Below are 18,630 nucleotides of genomic sequence, written 5' to 3' on the forward strand. Positions count from 1 at the left end.
CAGAATGAGTTTGTTGACCCCGATGCTGCGCAGCAGTCCGCTGACCGACTGGTTCAGCGACGCGCAGCGGGTGCAGGGCATGCTGGATTTTGAAGCGGCGCTGGCCCAGGCGCAGGCCGCCTGCGGCATGGTGCCGACGGCGGCGGTCGGGCCGATTGTCGCCGCCTGCCGCCACGAGGCGATCGATTTTACCGCCCTCGGCGAGGCGGCGGTGGGGGCGGGTAACCTGGCGATCCCGCTGGTGAAACAGCTGACGGCCCAGGTAAAAGCGCGCGATCCGGACGCCGCGCGCTACGTTCACTGGGGCGCCACCAGTCAGGACGCCATCGACACAGGTCTGGTGCTCCAGCTGCGCGGGGCGCTGGAGGCCGCTGAGACCCTGCTTGAGCAGCTGTTGGCGGCCCTCGCCGGGCAGGCGGATCGTTATCGCGATACCGTGATGCCGGGCCGGACCTGGATGCAGCACGCGCTGCCGGTGACCTTTGGCCTGAAGCTGGCGGGTACCCTCGACGCGCTCCTGCGCTGGCAGCAGCGGCTGCGCGAGATGCGTCCGCGTCTGCTGGTGCTGCAGTTCGGCGGCGCCGCGGGGACCCTGGACGCGCTAAAAGAGAAAGGGCCGGCGGTTGGCCAGGCGCTGGCGCAGAATCTTGGTCTGACGCTGCCGGATACCCCGTGGCACAGCCAGCGCGATCGGCTGCTGGAGGCGGGCGCCTGGTTCGCCGGCGTCTGCGGCACCCTGGGGAAATTCGCTAACGACTTCTCCCTGCTGATGCAGACCGAAGTGGCTGAGGTGGGCGAGCCGGTAGCGGAAGGGCGCGGCGGCTCGTCGACGATGCCGCATAAGCGTAATCCGGTGGCCTGCGCGGCGATCCTGACCGCCGCCCAGCGCACGCCGGGGCTGATGGCGACCCTCTACGCCAGCCAGATTCAGCAGCACGAGCGGGCGCTGGGCGGCTGGCAGGCGGAGTGGGAGACGCTGCCGGAGCTGATTACCCTGGTGGGCGGGGCGCTGGCGCAAAGCGAGGCGCTGGTGCGCGACATGCAGGTCTTCCCGCAGAAGATGCGCGCCGACCTCGATATTACCCACGGGCTGATCATGGCTGAGGCGGTGACCCTGGCGCTGGCGGAATTCATCGGCAAAGCCGAGGCGCATCATCATATTGAGGCGCTGTGCCGTCAGGCGCTGGACCGCCACTGTCCGCTGGTCGATCTGCTCGCGGCGGATCCGCAGGTCAGCCAGTATCTCTCCCGCGAACGTTTAACCACGCTGCTGGACCCGGCAACGGCGACCGGCAGCGCCGAATGCTTTGTGCGCCAGGTGCTGGCGCGTTATCAGGAGCAACATGATGAATCTTGATTATCAACTCGACGGACCGGAAGGTGCGCCGGTTATCGTTCTCTCCAACTCGCTGGGCACCACCCGGGCGATGTGGCAGCCGCAGATTGAGGCGCTAACCGCCCATTTCCGAGTGCTGCGCTACGACACCCACGGCCACGGTAAAACGACGAAAAATGGCAAAGTGACCCTCGCCCAGCTGGGGGAAGATGTAATTGCGCTGCTCGATCATCTGAATATCGACCGGGCCTGGTTCTGCGGGATTTCGATGGGCGGTCTGACCGGTCTGTGGCTGGGCCGCTTTGCGCCAGAGCGTTTTTATGGTCTGGCCGTCGCCAACACCGCGGCGCGCATCGGCGATCAGGCCAGCTGGCTGTCGCGGGCGCGGGCGGTACGCCAGGAAGGAATGGCGGTGGTGGCCGCAGGGGCGGCGGACCGCTGGTTCACCCACGCGTTTCGCCAGAAGGCGCCGGAGGTGGTGGAGGCCCTGTGTCACCAGCTGACCCATACCGATGCCGAAGGCTATGCCGCCTGCTGTGAGGCGCTGGCCGCCGCCGACCTGCGGGGCGAAGTGGGGCAGATCCCGCTGCCGACGTTAATCATCGCCGGTGAAAGTGACCCTGTCACCACGGTCGCTGACGCCAATTTTCTGCAGCAGCAGATCCCCGCTTCCCAGGTGGTGGTTCTGCCGGCATCGCATCTGTCAAACATTGAGGCGGCGAAAAGCTTTACTTCAGCGCTGCTGAGCTTTTTCCAGGGAGAACGCCATGGAGGATAAACAGCGCTACCAGGACGGAATGGCGGTGCGGCGCAAAGTGTTGGGCGACGCCCACGTCGACCGTACCCTGCAGCATCTGACGCCGTTGAATGACGAGTTTCAGGACTTTATCACCCGCTACGCCTGGGGTGAGACCTGGACGCGTCCGGGGCTCGACCACCACACCCGCAGCATGATCACCATTGCCATGCTGATCGCTCTCAATCGCGAGGCGGAGCTGAAGATGCATCTACGCGCGTCGTTTAACAACGGGGTGACCCGCGATGAGCTGAAAGAGCTGATCATGCACTCTGCGCTGTATTGCGGGCTGCCGGCGGCCAATGCCACGATGCATCTGGCGCAGCAGGTGTTTGACGACATCGACGCCGGGCGGGGTTAAGTCGTCGTCCGAGTCGGATTGCCCGGCAGTTGTTGTAGGCCGGGTAAGGCGTAGCCGCCACCCGGCATAATGGCGGGTATGACGCCGATAGATTGCCCGGCGGCGCAGCGCTTGCCGGGCCTGGGAAGCGAAGATAGCCTGTAGACCCCGTAGGCCGGGTAAGGCGTAGCCGCCACCCGGCGAAATAACGGCACAACCGGAAATGTCCCTGTTCGCACTATGTTTGGCAGGGCCACAACGTTTGGCAGGGCTACAACGTCTATGTTAATTTCGGGCAGATTGTGCTCCCGGTTGATCTTCTGCGTTATGTCTCTTATGGCGCAGGGAGCGCACAGGGGGCGGCCAGTCGCCGCCGCCCCCTGTACCCCCGGGCTCCGGCCAGCAAAATCGCCACTGCGTGGTGCCTTCGACTTATCCCTGCAGGCATCGGGTCGGGCCGAGGCAGCGTCCCTGCAAAACACGGCCCTCAGCCCGCATCCATGCGGGCTGCCCCGGCCTTCCGGGAACGTCTCAGCGATGTTGAGGCCGCCAGCATCGGCAGTTTCAGCAACAATGGTGAATAAATTAACGGCAGGTCGTACGTACGTAGGCCGGGTAAGGCGTAGCCGCCACCCGGCATAATGGCGGGTACGGCGCCGATAGATTGCGCAGCGGCGCAGCGCTTGCCGGGTCTGCGAGGTGTAAGCCTGTGAGAGGATCCTGTAGGCCGGGTAAGTCGCAGCCGCCACCCGGCGACATTCCCGATACGTTAACCCTTATTTCTCAGGCTCCTGCGGCGCGACAGCCGGGGCGGCGTACCAGGCTTCCTGCGGCACCACCACTGCGGCTCGGGGCTGCATCACATAGTTCGGCGACATAATCTGCACCCCGAATTCGTTAAACACATCGATAATGCTGCTGTGTAACGCGTTACGGCCATCTGGCAGCTTCGTCGCGGGTAATAAGCGCACCTGCAGCTCATACGAGGTGTACCAGTCGAGCAACCCCAGCTTACGCACCACCGGCGCAATTTGCTGATCGACCCCGGGGGTGCGTCTCGCCGCCAGCTCCAGCAGCGCATGAACCTGGCGCCAGGGCGTATCGTACCCGATGGTGACGCTGGTAGTGAGATTGAACCCGCCGTCGCTGCTCTCGGCGCTGAGATTGACAATCTTGCCGCTCACCACCACCGCGTTCGGTACCGTCACGATGTAATTCTCACGGGTGAGGATCTTGGTCGCCAGGACGCCAATCTCGCTGACCTGTCCCTCATTGTCAGCGAGGCGGATCCAGTCGCCTTTACGCAGCGCCCTGGAGTAGATTAGCACCAGGCCGCTCATCGCATGGTTCATTACCCCGGTCGAGCCGAGGGTCAGCATCAGGCCGAAGAACACGCTGATGCCCTTGAAGGCAAGGGAGTTGGCGCCGGGAAGAAAAGGGTAGGCGGCGGAGAGGGCGAACAACCAGATGACCACCGAGATAAGCCGACGGGTAGCGCTCACAGTCTCCGGATGAATGCCGGGAACCTGAATGCGGCCGGCGGCGACCTGGTCGAGAACCACCTTCACCAGGCGAATGATGAGCCAGGTAATGAGAAAAATAAGCACCACGATCATCAGCCCCGGCAGGGAAGCGACAATCGACAGCGAGATATCGCGGATTACCCCCAGCGACCAGTCACCCAGCGATTCACTCCATACGCGCGTCCAGGGAAACAGACTGAAGGCCCAGCTCAGCCAGATGTAACAGGCCAGGACACCGACGAAGATCGCCAGCGCGGCATACAATCGGACCTCGATATTGCCGAGAAAGCGCCGCCAGTGCTGGGGAATAGCGCTGCGCTTTTCGAGGATCCGCAGCTGGAAAAAGCGCCGTACCCGCCGCCAGGTGCGGAAGGCGCCGTAGTAAAACAGCGCCAGCAGCAGCGCCCCGGCGAGGGCCTTACCGGCGGAGATCAGCAGATAGCGTTGATTGAACTGTTCCTGCAGGCCGGTGCGCTGGGCTTCCATCCGCGCCAGCACCCGCTGGGCCGCCTGGTCGAGGGTTAAATCATCACCTTCGTCGAGATCCGCCTGGCTCAACAGCAGCACCGGTTTGCCGTTCATCAGAAACAGCCGTCCCGGCTGACCATAGCGAACAACCGGCACGACCCGCAGCGGCTGGCGAATATCATCCTCGGTAAATGCGCGCAGGGCGCTGCGGGTGCGCAAAACGCGCTCTTCTGGCGTGGTCTGGCCAAAGGTCGCCTGCAACATCACTACCGGCTGGTGGAAAATATATACCGTGCGCGCCTTTTCGCGAGCGGTTGGCTGCTGCCGAGGCTCTGCGGCCAGCGCCGGCTGTAACGCGAGCAGCGCCAGTACCCAGAGGATAACCACGCTTATCCTGTTCATAGAAGCACCTGAGAAAGAGAATTATTGTTATTTTTCAGCAAGCAAGGTAGGACTTGTAGTTGAGCATAGCCTGGCAGGAAGTGAATTCAAGCTGGCGCGGCGCGGGCATAAAAAAAGCCGTCACCTGAACGGCGACGGCCTGCTGTTAGCGCCAGAAGGGGGTGTTAGCCGTGCTGTTTACAGCCAGCGCACTGCTTGTTCTGGATCTGCTGGAAGAAATCGTTGCCTTTATCGTCGACGAGAATAAACGCCGGGAAATCTTCCACTTCGATTTTCCAGATAGCCTCCATCCCCAGTTCCGGGTAGGCCACGCACTCGAGGCTCTTGATGCTCTGTTGCGCCAGCACCGCCGCCGGGCCGCCGATGCTGCCGAGGTAGAAGCCGCCGTGTTGGTGGCAGGCGTCGGTGACCTGCTGGCTGCGGTTGCCTTTCGCCAGCATCACCATGCTCGCACCGTGGGACTGCAGCAGATCGACGTAAGAGTCCATGCGGCCAGCGGTGGTCGGGCCGAGGGAGCCGGAGGCGTAACCGGCAGGCGTTTTGGCCGGGCCGGCGTAGTAGATCGGATGATCTTTCACGTACTGCGGCAGTTCCTCGCCGTTGTCGAGCAGCTCTTTCAGCTTAGCGTGCGCGATATCGCGGGCGACGATAATGGTGCCGTTGAGGCTCAGGCGGGTGGAAACCGGATGGGCAGATAGTTGCGCCAGGATCTCGCTCATCGGCTGATTCAGGTTGATGCTGACCACCTTGCCTTCGCCCTGCTGACGCAGATGTTCAGGGATATATTTCCCCGGATTGCTCTCCAGCTTCTCAATCCAGATGCCGTCGCGGTTGATTTTGGCTTTGATGTTGCGGTCGGCGGAGCAGGAGACGCCCATGCCGATCGGACAGGAGGCGCCGTGGCGCGGCAGGCGGATCACCCGGATATCGTGGGCGAAGTATTTGCCGCCGAACTGCGCGCCGAGGCCGAGGTTTTGCGCTTCCTGCAGCAGTTCCTGTTCAAGCTGCACATCGCGGAACGCCTGACCGTGCTCGTTGCCTTCGGTCGGCAGGCCGTCGTAGTAGCGGGTGGAGGCCAGCTTGACGGTCTTCAGCGTCGCTTCCGCCGAAGTCCCGCCGATGACAAAGGCGATGTGGTACGGCGGGCAGGCGGCGGTACCGAGGGTGCGCATCTTCTCGACCAGATAGTTTTTCAGTTTCGCCGGGGTGATCAGCGCTTTGGTTTCCTGATAGAGATAGGTTTTATTGGCGGAACCGCCGCCTTTCGCCATGCACAGGAATTTATATTCGTCGCCGTCGACGCTGTAGAGATCGATCTGCGCCGGCAGGTTGGTGCCAGTGTTGACCTCTTTATACATATCCAGCGGGGCGTTCTGGGAGTAGCGCAGGTTATCTTCGATATAGGTGTTGTACACGCCCTGCGCCAGGGCGGCTTCGTCGCCGCCGCCGGTCCAGACGCGCTGGCCTTTTTTACCCATGATGATGGCGGTGCCGGTGTCCTGACAGGTGGGCAGGACGCCTTTGGCGGCGATTTCCGAGTTGCGCAGGAACTGCAGGGCGACATACTTATCGTTATCGCTGGCCTCCGGGTCGAGCAGAATCGAGGCCACCTGCTGCTGATGGGAGACGCGCAGCATAAAGGCGGCATCGTGGAAGGCCTGTTGCGCCAGCAGGGTCAGCGCCTGCGGTTCCACTTTCAGCACTTCCTGGCCGTCAAACTCGGCGACGGAGACGTGCTCTTTGCTGAGCAGATAGTATTCGGTATCGTCGTGCGCCAGCGGGAATGGATCCTGATAAACAAACGGTTTAGTCGACATAATCACTTACTCCATAAAGATAAAAACCGCCGGGGTGCTCCCGGCGGTTATGAATCAGAACATCATGGACATCCACGGATAGCCAATCAGCAGCAGGGCGGCCAGGAAGATGGCGCCAAAGATGGTGCCGAGGCGCCAGTAATCTTTGGTCGGCAGATAGCCGCTGCCGTAGTAGATCGGGCTCGGGCCGGTACCGTACGGGGTGATGATCCCCATCACGCCCAGCGAGGTCACCATCAGCAGAACGAACACTTCCATATTCATTCCCGGAATGGTGGCGGCGATGGTCAGCATGGCCGGCAGCAGCGCGGTCGTGTGCGCGGTGGTGCTGGCAAACAGATAGTGCAGCAGGTAGAACGCCAGCAGCAGGACGATGGTCGCCATCCCCGGGGAGATACCGCTCATCAGCGCGCCGCCCTCTTTACCCAGCCAGGCGATAAAGCCGGTGGATGAGAGGCCGTCGGCCAGCGCCACCAGGGTGGCGAACCAGACAAAGGTGTTCCACGCCGCTTTATTGTTGGTGATATCGCTCCAGGAGAGCACGCCGGTCCACAGCATCAGCACGATAACCAGCAGGGCGGCCAGGGCCGGTTCAATCCAGTCGGCGGAGAAGATCCACATCATCAGCGCGAAGCAGACGAACACCAGCAGCAGGATCTCATTGCGCGACAGTTTGCCCAGTTTTTCCAGTTCACGAGCGGCCCACAGCGGCACTTCGTTATTGACTTTCACTTCCGGCGGGTAGAACCAGTAGGCCAGCAGCGGCATGGTCAGGATCAGCAGTACGCCAAGCGGCAGGAAGGCGATGAACCAGGTGCCCCAGGAGATGTTGATACCGACGATGCTTTTTACCAGCGCCAGCGCCAGCAGGTTCGGTGCCAGTGCCGACAGGAACATCGAACTGGTGATACAGGCGGCGGTGATCGCTACCCACATCAGATAGGAACCGATTTTACGCGCGCTCGGATCGTTCGGTTTTGAACCGTACAGCGGCGGCAGGTTGGCGATAATTGGGTAAATGGTGCCCCCGCTGCGCGCTGTATTCGACGGCGTAAACGGCGCCAGCAGCAGATCCGCGAAGGTGATGGCGTAGCCCAGCGTCAGGCTGCGACGGCCGAGATATTTCACCAGAATCAGCGCCAGGCGGCGGCCGAACTGGGTTTTATCGTAGCCGGCGGCGAACATAAAGGCGCCGAAGATAAGCCACACGGTGGAGTTGCCGAAGCCGCTCACCGCCCACTTAAAGGAGGCGCCAGCCATTTTGAAGCCGGGTGCGGCCATCTGTTCCGGGCTGAACAGCAGCCACTGACTGCACAGGGCGATGACCACCACGCCGGTGATGCCGATAACGGCGCCAGGCAGTGGTTCAAAAATCAACCCGACGATCACCCCGACGAAGATAGCGAAGTAGTGCCAGGCGTACGGCGGCAGGCCGTCCGGGACCGGGACGAAAAGTAACAGCACAGCAACGATAATCGGCAGCGCCATCATCAGGAGACGTTTTTTATTCGCAGTCGTTGGATTGACTGCACCGGCAGGCGGTATGGTTGTCTTTTTCTCTTTCATAATGAGTATCTGCAAGTTGTTGAAAATAACGTTTCCGCCAGCGATGAACTCAGTGACTTCTTTAATTACAAAAGTTACTTTAGTTTTTATTTTGCGTTTCTGAGTATCGTCGTGGCGATTATTTAACGCGGTTTGATGGGCGTTAAATTAAATTTGTTGGTTATTTATATATTGCGCTTTCAATGGTCGTTGCAATTGATCGAGATCAAGAAAAGCAGGTGATTTCACTATTTTTTTATTTTCGATATAACCCTATCTGATGAGGTGTTATTTTGGCGAAAATATCGATAAATGTTAAAATAAAAATGTACAATTAATGCTGTTTTTACTCGATATCTGTGTATGTATATGAAATAAAGACAAATAATCTTGATGGCTGGTCGCTTTGAATGTTAACGGAAGTATCTAAAATGTTATCCTTCATTTGTATTATGTAAATGCTATTTATTATTTTAATAATACAATAGGGGTGGCGATGTTATTGCTGGGGTTAAATAGTTTTATAACTAACGTAATTGATTTAGTAACTAAAAAAGTCGCTATATTATTAGCATGACAACAGGAATTAAAAAACCACAACCATTAATGATTCCGTCACCCCATTCTGAATTTTTAATATTTCAAAATCTGGAGCGTAACTTATGACCAGTAACGAACGTATTTTGCAGCCATTTACTTTACCAAATGGTACGGAGCTGAAAAACCGTTTGCTGATGGCGCCGATGACCACCTGCACCGGTTATTTCGACGGGACTGTCACCAGCGAGCTGGTGGAGTACTACCGCGCCCGCGCCGGCAGTATCGGCACCATTATTGTTGAGTGCTGCTTTATTGATGACTACGGTCTGGCCTTCCCGGGCGCTATCGGTATCGATAACGATGAAAAAATCGCCGGCCTGGCGAAAATCGCTGAAGCAATTAAAGCGGAAGGTTCGAAAGCGATTCTGCAGATCTATCACGGCGGCCGCATGGTCGACCCGCAGCTGATTGGCGGACGTCAGCCCGTGGCGCCGAGCGCCATCGCCGCCCCGCGTGAGGGCGCCGCGATGCCGCGGGCGCTGAGCGGAGAAGAAGTGGAGGGGATGATCGCCAAGTTTGGCGAGGGCGTCCGCCGCGCTATCCTTGCCGGCTTCGATGGGGTCGAAATTCACGGCGCCAACACCTACCTTATTCAGCAGTTCTATTCGCCAAACTCCAACCAGCGCGACGACGAATGGGGCGGTAGCCGCGACAATCGCGCCCGTTTCCCGCTGGCGGTTCTCGACATCACCCATAAAATGGCCCGCCAGTACGCTGACGATGCCTTTATCATCGGCTACCGCTTCTCGCCAGAAGAGATGGAGGTCCCGGGGATCCGCTTCGATGACACCATGTATCTGCTGGAAAAACTGGCCGCTCGCGGCGTCGATTATCTGCACTTCTCGGTGGGCGCGACCCTGCGTCCCTCTATCGTCGATACCAGCGACCCGACGCCGCTGATCGAGAAATACTGCGCCATGCGCTCTGACACTCTGGCTCAGGTGCCGGTGATGGGCGTCGGCGGGGTGGTTAACGTTGCCGATGCCGAGCTGGGCCTCGATCACGGCTATGACCTGATCGCTGTGGGCCGCGCCTGCATCGCCTATCCTGACTGGGCGGCTCGTATCGCCGCGGGTGAAGAGCTGGAGCTGTTTATCGACAGCACCCAGCGCGAAGCGCTGCACATTCCGGAACCGCTGTGGCGCTTCTCACTGGTGGAAGCGATGATCCGCGACATGAGCATGGGCGACGCTAAATTTAAGCCGGGGATGTTTGTTGAAACCGTTCAGGATGACGCCAATGAACTGGTGATCAACGTCAGCCTCGAAAATGACCATATCGCCGATATCGAACTGGCGGCGAGCCCGGTGCAGACCGTGGAGTTCACCACCAGCTTCGAAGAGATCCGCGAACGTATTCTCACCGCCAATACCCCGCACGTCGACGCCATTTCCGGGGCCACCAGCCAGAGCGAGGCGGTGAAAAAAGCGGTCGCCAAAGCGATGCTGAAATCGAGCAAAGCGCTGGCGGCGGAAGAGGGCGGCAATGAAGCTGCGCCGAAAAGCTATGATGTGGTGGTCGTCGGCAGCGGCGGCGCCGGCCTGGCGGCCGCCATTCAGGCTCACGACGAAGGCGCCAGCGTGCTGATCGTCGAGAAAATGCCGACCATTGGCGGGAACACCATCAAGGCTTCCGCCGGGATGAACGCCGCGGAGACCCGCTTCCAGCGCGTGAAAGGCATTCAGGACAGCAAAGAGCTGTTCTATCAGGAAACCCTGAGGGGCGGGCACAATAAAAACAATCCGCAGCTGCTGCGCCGCTTTGTGGAGAATGCCCCGCAAGCCATTGAATGGCTGGCGGACCGCGGCATTATGCTCAACGATATCACTACCACCGGCGGGATGAGCATTGACCGCACCCACCGTCCGCGCGACGGGTCAGCGGTCGGCGGCTATCTGATTAGCGGCCTGGTGCGCAACATCACCAAACGCGGCATCGACGTCCTGCTGGATACCTCGGTGGAAGAGATCCTGATGAGCGGCGATGAAGTCAGCGGTGTGCGTCTGATCAACGACGAAAACGAGATCGTAGAGGTCCAGACTAAAAGCATTGTGGTGGCCACCGGCGGCTTCAGCGCCAACAGCGCGATGGTGGTGAAGTATCGTCCTGACCTCGAAGGCTTCGTCACCACCAACCACAAAGGGGCCACCGGGAGCGGTATCGCGCTGCTGGAGCGCATTGGCGCCGGTACCGTGGATATGGGCGAAATTCAAATCCACCCGACCGTTGAACAGCAGACCTCCTATCTGATTTCCGAGTCGATTCGTGGCGGCGGGGCGATCCTCGTCAACCAGCAGGGTAACCGCTTCTTCAACGAAATGGAGACCCGCGATAAAGTCTCCGCGGCGATTATCGCCCTACCGGAACACTATGCGTACATCGTCTTTGACGAACATGTGCGGGCGAAAAACAAAGCCGCCGATGAGTACATCGCCAAAGGCTTCGTCACCAGCGCCAGCTCGCCGCGTGAACTGGCGGATAAACTGGGGATGGATTACCATGCCTTCCTCGCCACCCTCGAGTGCTACAACGGGGCGGTGGAAAAACAGCATGATGAACAGTTTGGCCGTACCACCGCGCTGCGCGCGCCGATTAACGAAGGTCCGTTCCATGCCATCCGTATCGCCCCGGGGGTGCACCACACCATGGGCGGCGTGACCATTAACACCGATGGCGAAGTGCTGGACGTTGCCCGGCAGCCGATCCGCGGCGCCTACGCCGCCGGTGAGGTGGTTGGCGGGATCCACGGCGGCAACCGTATCGGTGGTAACGCGGTGGCGGATATCATCATCTTCGGCACCCTCGCGGGTCGCCAGGCGGCGAAACGCGCCAGAGGATAAGACGTAATTGCTGATGCCGGGCTGGCGCTCTCGCCGCCCGGCTTATCCCTTCTAAGGAGAGCCCGATGTCTGATAACCGCGTCTATAGCTACTCCACCGTTCTGATGGGTTCTCCCATCCTGCTCAAACTCTGCAACCATGATGAGGCGCTGGCCTCCCGCGTATTTCAGTTAATCAAACGCTACGAAGATCTGCTTACCGTTAACCGCGTCGAGTCGCAGGTAATGGATATCAACCACGCCGCCGGACGTCACCCGGTGACGGTCAGCCGCCCGGTCTTTCAGCTCATTCAGTGCGCCAAAGCCGCCAGCATGGTGCGCGACAGCGCCTTTAACCTCGCGATTGGGCCGCTGGTGAAGCTGTGGCGAATTGGCTTTCAGGGACACAGCGTGCCTGACGCCGGCGAAATCAGGGCCCGGCTGGCGCTGACCCGCCCGCAAGAGGTGATCCTGGATGAGGCAACCTGCAGCGTGTTTCTTCAGCAGCCGGGGATGGAGCTGGATCTTGGGGCGATCGCCAAAGGCTATATCGCTGACCGGGTGCGTGATTATCTCCGTCAGCAGCAGGTGGAAAAGGCGCTGATCAACCTCGGCGGCAACGTGCATACCCTTGGCGAATGGGCCATTGGCCTGAAAAAACCGTTTGCCGATGCGCAGGCGCTGATCGGCTCTCTGACGGTTAACGGACAGTCGGTGGTCACCTCGGGCACCTACGAACGTTATTTCGAGCAGGATGGCAGGCGCTGGCACCATATTCTCGACCCGCGCAGCGGTTACCCGCTGGATAACGAACTCGACAGCGTCACGGTGATTTCCACTGATTCTTTAGACGGCGATATCTGGACCACGCTGCTGTTCGGTCTCGGCGTCGAGAAAGGCTGTGCAGCGCTGCGTCAACGGCAGGATATCGACGCGATTTTCGTCACCAAAAATCGCGACATTATACTTTCATCGCCGCAGCGATTGCGCTTTGCGGCGCTGGATAGCGGCTACCGCGTTATTGACTGTACTGCTTAAGCAAACTGTACTGTTCGGCCACCAGCCGGTAGCGATAGACCGGCCGCCCGGTGGCGCCGTAGTGGATAGTGGTATAGAGAATATTGATCTGCGCCAGCCAGATCAGATACTTACGGCAGGAAACGCGGGAGATATTCACCGCCGCCGCCAGCTCATCGGTAGAGAATTCAACGTCCGGGTGGGCGTCAATCCACTGGCACAGCGTGCGCAGGGTTTGCGCGGTCAGCCCCTTGGGCAGCTTGCGCGCGTCGCTGGCCTCCGGCGTGCCGCCGTGCAGCAGGCGGTCAACGTCGGCCTGCTCGTAATAGGGTTGGCCGGTTATCAGCTTGCGCTTCTCCCGCCAGGTAGTGAGCGCCTCTTCAAAACGGGGAAACTGGAAGGGTTTGATCAGGTAATCGACTACCCCGTAATGCATGGCGGTCTGCACCGTGGCGGCATCCGCCGCTGAGGTGATCATGATGACGTCAATGGCGCGCCCCGATTGACGGATAGTCGGCAGCAGATCGAGCCCGCTGTCCTGCTGCATATAGACATCCAGCAGCACCAGATCGATCTCCTGTTGCGGATCGTTAATCATCTCCTGGGCTTGACTGAGCGTCGAAGCGCTCCCGCTGCAACGAAAGCCGGGAACCCTTGCCACGTACAGGCGATTCAGTTCGGCCACCATGGCATCATCGTCAACAATCAACACATTTATCACGCACGTTTCCTTTTACTATCCCAGGGGAGATGAACAAAAAATTGAGTAAATACGCCGGGTTCCGACTCGACGGCGAGTGTGCCGCCCAGCTCGCGTAATTGCTGGTTGGCGAGAAACAGCCCGACGCCGCGATTCTCGCCTTTGGTGGAGAAGCCTTTGTTAAAGATAGCGTCGATGTTGTTTTCCGGGATCCCCGGCCCGTCGTCGCTCACTTCACCGCTTAGCCAGCCGTCCTGATAGTGCAGCAGCAGGCCGATCTCGCCCTCCGCCTGACCGTTCATGGCATCCAGCGCGTTCTCAATAAGGTTGCCCAGCACCGTCACCAGCACGGTGACCTGCTTCTCGTTCGGGCAATCCGGCACCAGGCTCTCTTCCGCCAGCTTAAGGGTAAAGCCGCACTCGGTGGCGCGCTGCATTTTACTTATCAGAAAGCCGGCGACCACCGGGGATTTTATGCGGTGCTGAATATCGCCGATGTCCGCCTGGTAGCGATGGGCGGTCTGCAGCACGTACTCCTCGAGTTTGCCATAGCTTTTAATATTCAGCAGGCCGAGGATCACGTGCAGTTTATTCATAAATTCATGGGAGGTGGTGCGCAGGGCATCGACATAGCTCATCATACCGTCCAGCCGCTGCAGCAGCTGGCTGACTTCGGTCTTATCGCGGAAGGTACAGATGGCGCCGACCACGGCCTCCTGGCTGCGGATAGGCACCGTGTTGCTGATTAGCAACAGGCCATTGCATCCCAGCTCGCGGTCGTACATCGGCTCGCCGCTGTGCAAAACCGTCTGCAGGTCAGCGAGCAGCGGGGTATGAGCGAGCGTCTTGTCCGGCCCGGAAAAGAGGATCTCGCGCGCCGCCGGGTTGATCAGGTTAACCTCACCATGGGCATCGACGGCCACCACCCCCTCCTTGAGGGCGTGAAGCATGGCCTGACGCTGCTGAAACTGAGTGGAGATTTCGTGCGGCTCCAGTCCCAGCAGGACGCGCTTCAGGCCGCGCACCAGGCTCCAGGTGCCGAGGGCGCAGACCAGCGCGCTGAACAGGATGGTCAGCAGCACGTCCCAGCGGCTGTTGGCGATCTGCTCGTCCACTTTACTCAGCGAAATGCCGACCACCACCACGCCAATCTGCTGATGCTGATCGTTGAACACCGGGGTAAACACCCGCAGCGCCGGGGCCAGCACGCCGTGGTTAATGGCCACGTTCTCTTTTCCCTGCAGCGTCGGCTGGATATCGTGGCCGATGAAGGGTTTGCCAATAATTGAGCTGTCCGGATGCGAATAGCGAATACCCTGCATATCGGTGACGATAGCGTACAGCAGGTCGTTGCGTCGGGTGATGGCCTGCGCCAGCGGCTGAATTATCTGCTGCTGCGGCGGCGCCTCCAGTCCGCGCTTCACCTGCGGCATATCGGCCATGGTGCGCGCCACCGCCAGCGCGGTCTCTTTCAGACCATCGCGAGTGGCATTGCTGATCTGCATATACCACAGGGCATAGACCAGCAGCAGCACGGCGCCGATCACGCTGCCGATCATCAAGGAGACGGCGGTGCTCAGCTTTAGCGGTAAGGCGCGTTGACGAACGCGAGGCGGGTGCTCTGATGCCTTCATGACGATCCCGGATAGAGTCAGTAAACGATTATTATCGCTGATAGCGTGGCATTCATAAAGCCGTGTAATCAAAGCAAAAGGCCGCTTTTGCTACGGTAGCCCTGTCCCGTCCACGATAAACTGTCGCTTTTCGCCACAGGCTTAAGGCAGACATGATGGAACTGGCATCTCTGGTCCGGGATATTCTCCGGCAACAGCACGTTGAACAACTGGCGCAGCATCGTGAACAGGACCATGAAGCGGAAGCAGAGTGGGAGATCGCGCGCTGGCGACATCGCAGCGGGGTGGTGATCCAGCACCGCTACGAACTCGAACTTCCGCAACAGGATGCCGCCTCCTGCCCGGAGTGCTGGATCGAGTGGCAGGTTATCGATAGCGCCGGCCTGGTGGTGCAGCCAATGTGCAAACAATTTTATAACCTCTGTCAGCAATCCTTCTGGCTGGCCATGCAGGCGGACGGCGAAGATGAGAGCTGAGACAGGATTGTTCAGATAATCGGCAATTGCCCGTGAACGGGCGATCGGGACGGTAAACTGTGACCCCGACGGCGGTAAAGCGCGGAAGATTCCCCTTATAGTGGCGACAGAGGTTAAATAGTCCTGATGAATATAAGGATATGCATCAGGCCGCTGATTTCGCCGAGATGCGCTTTTTCTGTCGTAAATGGAGGTTGTTATGAGCAGTTCGCTAACCGCGTCAATGCAGGCACGTCGTCACCCGGATACCACCCACATCGATCGCCTCGCCACCGCCGACATGCTGGCGATGCTGCATCAGGATGATAAGCAGATATCGGAGGCGGTTGGCGCCTGTTTGCCGGATATCGCCCGGTTGATTGATATTGCCACCGCGACAATGAGCCGGGGAGGGCGTCTGGTTATTATCGGCGCCGGGGAATCAGGCCGCACGGCTGTCCAGGCGGTCAGCGACTACTCTCCGGAAGGCAAACACGCGCTGGTGGGGCTGATTGCAGGTGGACAGACGCCGGCGATGGCCGAGCGGGAGACCGCGGCGAATAATTACGATCTAGGCGCCTTCGAGCTGCAGTCGCTGGACTTTTCCAGCCACGATATGCTGCTGGCGCTTACCGTTAGCGGCAAGACCCCATGGGTCTGGGGGGCGATGCGCCACGCCTGGTCGCTGGGGGCTCCGATCGCGGTGGTGACTCAGCAGGCGGCCAGCGAGGCGGCGCAGCTGGCGGATATTATTATTGCTCCGCAAACCGGGCCGGAAGCGGTGGCGGGCTTGACCAATCCGAAGGCCCGGCTGGCCCAGCGGCAGATCCTTAACATGGTGTCGACGGGCCTCGCTATCCGTGACGGCCGGGTGTACAGCAACCTGCGAGTGGATCTGCAGGCTGACAGTCCACACTGGGCGGAGCGGCAGGTGGCGATTGTCATGGCGGCCACCGACTGCACGCGCAGCGAAGCGAAAGCCGCGCTGACCAGCTGCCACCACCAGTGCCGCACCGCCATCCTGATGCTGCTCAGCGGGCTGGACGCCTGGCACGCGCGGGAGCTGCTGACCAAACATCACGATCATCTGCGTCTCGCCCTGCGCGAAGCCCAGCGCAGCGCTGTCACTCCCGCCCATTAAGCCTTTAGCCAGGCGCGCACAAACGGTATGCGCGCCTGCACTTTATTAACTAAAGAAATTCCTCTCCTCTATTTATTCCGGTAATTGCGCTGAATTTTCAGTGAGATTTTACGCCGACGCTTATTTTTTAGTGCCGCTCTGATTTTTTAAGTTAAATAATTATTTGATTAAAAATGCGAGAGTGTAAATGATATTTTAAAATAAAGTAAAAGTGCGTTAATATGCTGCCTCTTATTACCGTGTGCTACGTGATAATTCTATTATGCCTGCAATGAAAAAAACGATTATTTCCTTTACCGCATTAGCGATGTTCGTCAGCGCGGCGACGCATGCTGAAGCGGATACCTCTAAAAAAACCGACTTCCTGCTGATTGGCGGCGGGATCATGAGCGCCTCGCTTGGCACCTGGCTGCAGGCGCTGCAGCCGGACTGGAACCTGACGATGGTGGAGAAACTGGACGGCGTGGCCCTGGAATCCTCCAACGGCTGGAATAATGCCGGTACCGGTCACTCGGCGAATATGGAGCTGAACTATACGCCGGAGCGGGCGGACGGATCGATTGACGTCAGCAAAGCGCTGGATATTAACGAACAGTTCATGATTTCCCGTCAGTTCTGGTCGGCACAGGTGAAGCGCGGTATTTTGCACGACCCGCACTCCTTTATTAATTCCACGCCGCATATGAGTTTCGTCTGGGGCGATAATGTCGACTATCTGCAGAAGCGTTATACCGCGCTGCAGCAGACCACCTTATTCCAGGGGATGAAATTCTCCACCGACCACGCGCAAATTAAACAGTGGGCGCCGCTGGTGATGGAAGGCCGCGATCCGCAGCAGAAAGTGGCTGCCACCTGGACGCCGGTGGGTACCGACGTTAACTATGGCGAAATCACCCGGCAGCTGATCGGCAGCCTGAAGAAAAACAGCCATTTCACCCTGCAAACCTCCTCTGAGGTCACCGATTTCAAACGCAATGCCGATAACTCCTGGCACGTGACCATTAAGAACGTGCAGAGCGGCGAGGCGCAGACCATCGATGCGAAATACGTCTTTATTGGCGCCGGCGGCGGTGCGCTGAAGCTGCTGCAAAAAACCGGTATTCCGGAAGCGGACAACTATGCTGGCTTCCCGGTGGGTGGTTCGTTCCTGATGACCGAGAACCCGGCGGTCACCGCGCAGCACCTCGAGAAAGTGTATGGCCAGGCTTCGGTCGGCGCACCACCGATGTCGGTACCGCACCTTGACGCCCGCTACCTCGATGGCAAGCGCGTGGTGCTGTTTGGGCCTTTCGCCACCTTCTCGACCAAGTTCCTGAAGAACGGTTCCTTCTTCGACCTGTTGAGCACCACTACCACTGACAACGTGCTGCCGATGACCCACGTCGGTCTCGACAACTTCGATCTGGTGAAATATCTCGTCAGCCAGGTGATGCTCAGCGATGATGACCGCTTCGCCGCGCTGAAAGAGTACTACCCTGACGCGCGTAAAGAGGACTGGAAGCTGATCCAGGCCGGCCAGCGCGTGCAGATCATTAAGAAAGACGCAGAGAAGGGCGGCGTGTTGAAACTGGGCACCGAAGTGGTGGTCGATCAGCAGAAAACCATTTCCGCGCTGCTTGGCGCGTCGCCGGGGGCTTCCACCGCTGCACCGATCACCCTCAATGTGCTCAAGCAGATGTTCCCGACGCAGTTTAACTCGCCGGAGTGGCAGACCCGTATCCACCAGATCGTGCCGAGCTACGGCCAGAAGCTGAACGGCAACGTGGCGCAGACCCAGCAGGTTTGGGATGATACCGCCGCGACCCTGCAGCTGACGAAACCGCCGGTGATCCAGATGCCAGCGGCTGCGCCCACCGCGACCGCGGAGCCGGTTGAGCCTCAGCGCGACGCCTCGCCGCAGCATGATATGGCGCTGTAAAAGCAAACTTGAAAGTGAACAAAAGGGAAGACCACGGTCTTCCCTTTTTTGCGTCCATTCCCCGCCTGCGCCGCGCTCTGCCTGCAACTTTGCCGTCATAAACGATATACTGATTTGAAT

13 protein-coding genes are annotated in these 18,630 nt (G+C 59.3%); 8 read left to right on the forward strand and 5 right to left on the reverse strand.

All coding sequences use genetic code 11. The features are described from left to right. Positions 1-4 precede the first annotated feature (4 nt). The 3 genes from CE636_RS27490 to pcaC are packed head-to-tail and all read left to right on the forward strand — an operon-like array spanning position 5 to position 2,493. Entirely contained in the window at positions 5-1,357 is a 1,353-nt protein-coding gene (locus tag CE636_RS27490; protein WP_017898693.1) for a 3-carboxy-cis,cis-muconate cycloisomerase, read from the forward strand. Beyond that, positions 1,347-2,114: a 3-oxoadipate enol-lactonase gene (gene pcaD, locus CE636_RS27495; RefSeq protein WP_004887001.1), complete on the forward strand. Its 768-nt coding sequence runs from the start codon at positions 1,347-1,349 to the stop codon at positions 2,112-2,114. The genes CE636_RS27490 and pcaD overlap by 11 nt, the downstream gene beginning before the upstream one ends. Next, positions 2,104-2,493, forward strand: a complete 390-nt coding sequence (pcaC, locus tag CE636_RS27500; RefSeq protein ID WP_004886998.1) for a 4-carboxymuconolactone decarboxylase — start codon at positions 2,104-2,106, stop codon at positions 2,491-2,493. Before pcaD ends, pcaC begins: the two co-directional genes overlap by 11 nt. A 755-nt stretch (positions 2,494-3,248) precedes the next feature. Here the strand turns inward: pcaC and CE636_RS27510 are convergent. From CE636_RS27510 to CE636_RS27520, 3 genes are all read right to left on the reverse strand, one after another. Beyond that, complete coding sequence (locus CE636_RS27510) at positions 3,249-4,865, reverse strand: mechanosensitive ion channel family protein (RefSeq protein WP_017901347.1); 1,617 nt, start codon at positions 4,863-4,865, stop codon at positions 3,249-3,251. A gap of 164 nt (positions 4,866-5,029) precedes the next feature. Next, positions 5,030-6,682: a class I fumarate hydratase FumA gene (fumA, locus tag CE636_RS27515; RefSeq protein ID WP_094354850.1), complete on the reverse strand. Its 1,653-nt coding sequence runs from the start codon at positions 6,680-6,682 to the stop codon at positions 5,030-5,032. A gap of 54 nt (positions 6,683-6,736) precedes the next feature. Beyond that, entirely contained in the window at positions 6,737-8,248 is a 1,512-nt protein-coding gene (locus CE636_RS27520) for an anion permease (RefSeq protein ID WP_017900304.1), read from the reverse strand. Between the two features lie 641 nt (positions 8,249-8,889). On the opposite strand from CE636_RS27520, the gene CE636_RS27530 reads away from it, so the two are divergent. Both CE636_RS27530 and CE636_RS27535 read left to right on the forward strand, forming a co-directional pair. After that, the gene (locus CE636_RS27530) at positions 8,890-11,667 is read left to right on the forward strand and encodes a flavocytochrome c (RefSeq protein ID WP_017900305.1); all 2,778 of its coding nucleotides are present in this window, start codon (positions 8,890-8,892) and stop codon (positions 11,665-11,667) included. 65 nt (positions 11,668-11,732) lie between these two features. Beyond that, positions 11,733-12,683 carry an FAD:protein FMN transferase gene (locus CE636_RS27535; RefSeq protein WP_017900306.1) on the forward strand — a complete coding sequence of 317 codons (951 nt, stop codon included), beginning with the start codon at positions 11,733-11,735 and terminating at the stop codon, positions 12,681-12,683. Here CE636_RS27535 and dcuR read toward each other — a convergent pair. Together dcuR and CE636_RS27545 are read right to left on the reverse strand one after the other, a co-directional pair. Further along, positions 12,664-13,383, reverse strand: coding sequence for a two-component system response regulator DcuR (gene dcuR / locus CE636_RS27540; protein WP_017900307.1), 720 nt, complete (start codon positions 13,381-13,383; stop codon positions 12,664-12,666). The genes CE636_RS27535 and dcuR overlap by 20 nt on opposite strands. Then, positions 13,380-14,996: a sensor histidine kinase gene (locus CE636_RS27545; RefSeq protein WP_017900308.1), complete on the reverse strand. Its 1,617-nt coding sequence runs from the start codon at positions 14,994-14,996 to the stop codon at positions 13,380-13,382. Before CE636_RS27545 ends, dcuR begins: the two co-directional genes overlap by 4 nt. A gap of 152 nt (positions 14,997-15,148) precedes the next feature. Here CE636_RS27545 and CE636_RS27550 point away from each other — a divergent pair, with 152 nt between their 5' ends. From CE636_RS27550 to mqo, 3 genes are all read left to right on the forward strand, one after another. Further along, on the forward strand, positions 15,149-15,472 hold the full coding sequence (locus tag CE636_RS27550; RefSeq protein ID WP_180944510.1) for a hypothetical protein: 324 nt from the start codon (positions 15,149-15,151) through the stop codon (positions 15,470-15,472). 199 nt (positions 15,473-15,671) lie between these two features. Beyond that, the gene (locus CE636_RS27555) at positions 15,672-16,592 is read left to right on the forward strand and encodes an N-acetylmuramic acid 6-phosphate etherase (RefSeq protein WP_017900310.1); all 921 of its coding nucleotides are present in this window, start codon (positions 15,672-15,674) and stop codon (positions 16,590-16,592) included. 307 nt (positions 16,593-16,899) lie between these two features. Continuing rightward, positions 16,900-18,510, forward strand: coding sequence for a malate dehydrogenase (quinone) (gene mqo / locus CE636_RS27560; RefSeq protein ID WP_244609905.1), 1,611 nt, complete (start codon positions 16,900-16,902; stop codon positions 18,508-18,510). Positions 18,511-18,630 lie beyond the last annotated feature (120 nt).

This window comes from Klebsiella sp. LY (assembly GCF_004010915.1).
Lineage (GTDB): Bacteria > Pseudomonadota > Gammaproteobacteria > Enterobacterales > Enterobacteriaceae > Klebsiella > Klebsiella quasipneumoniae.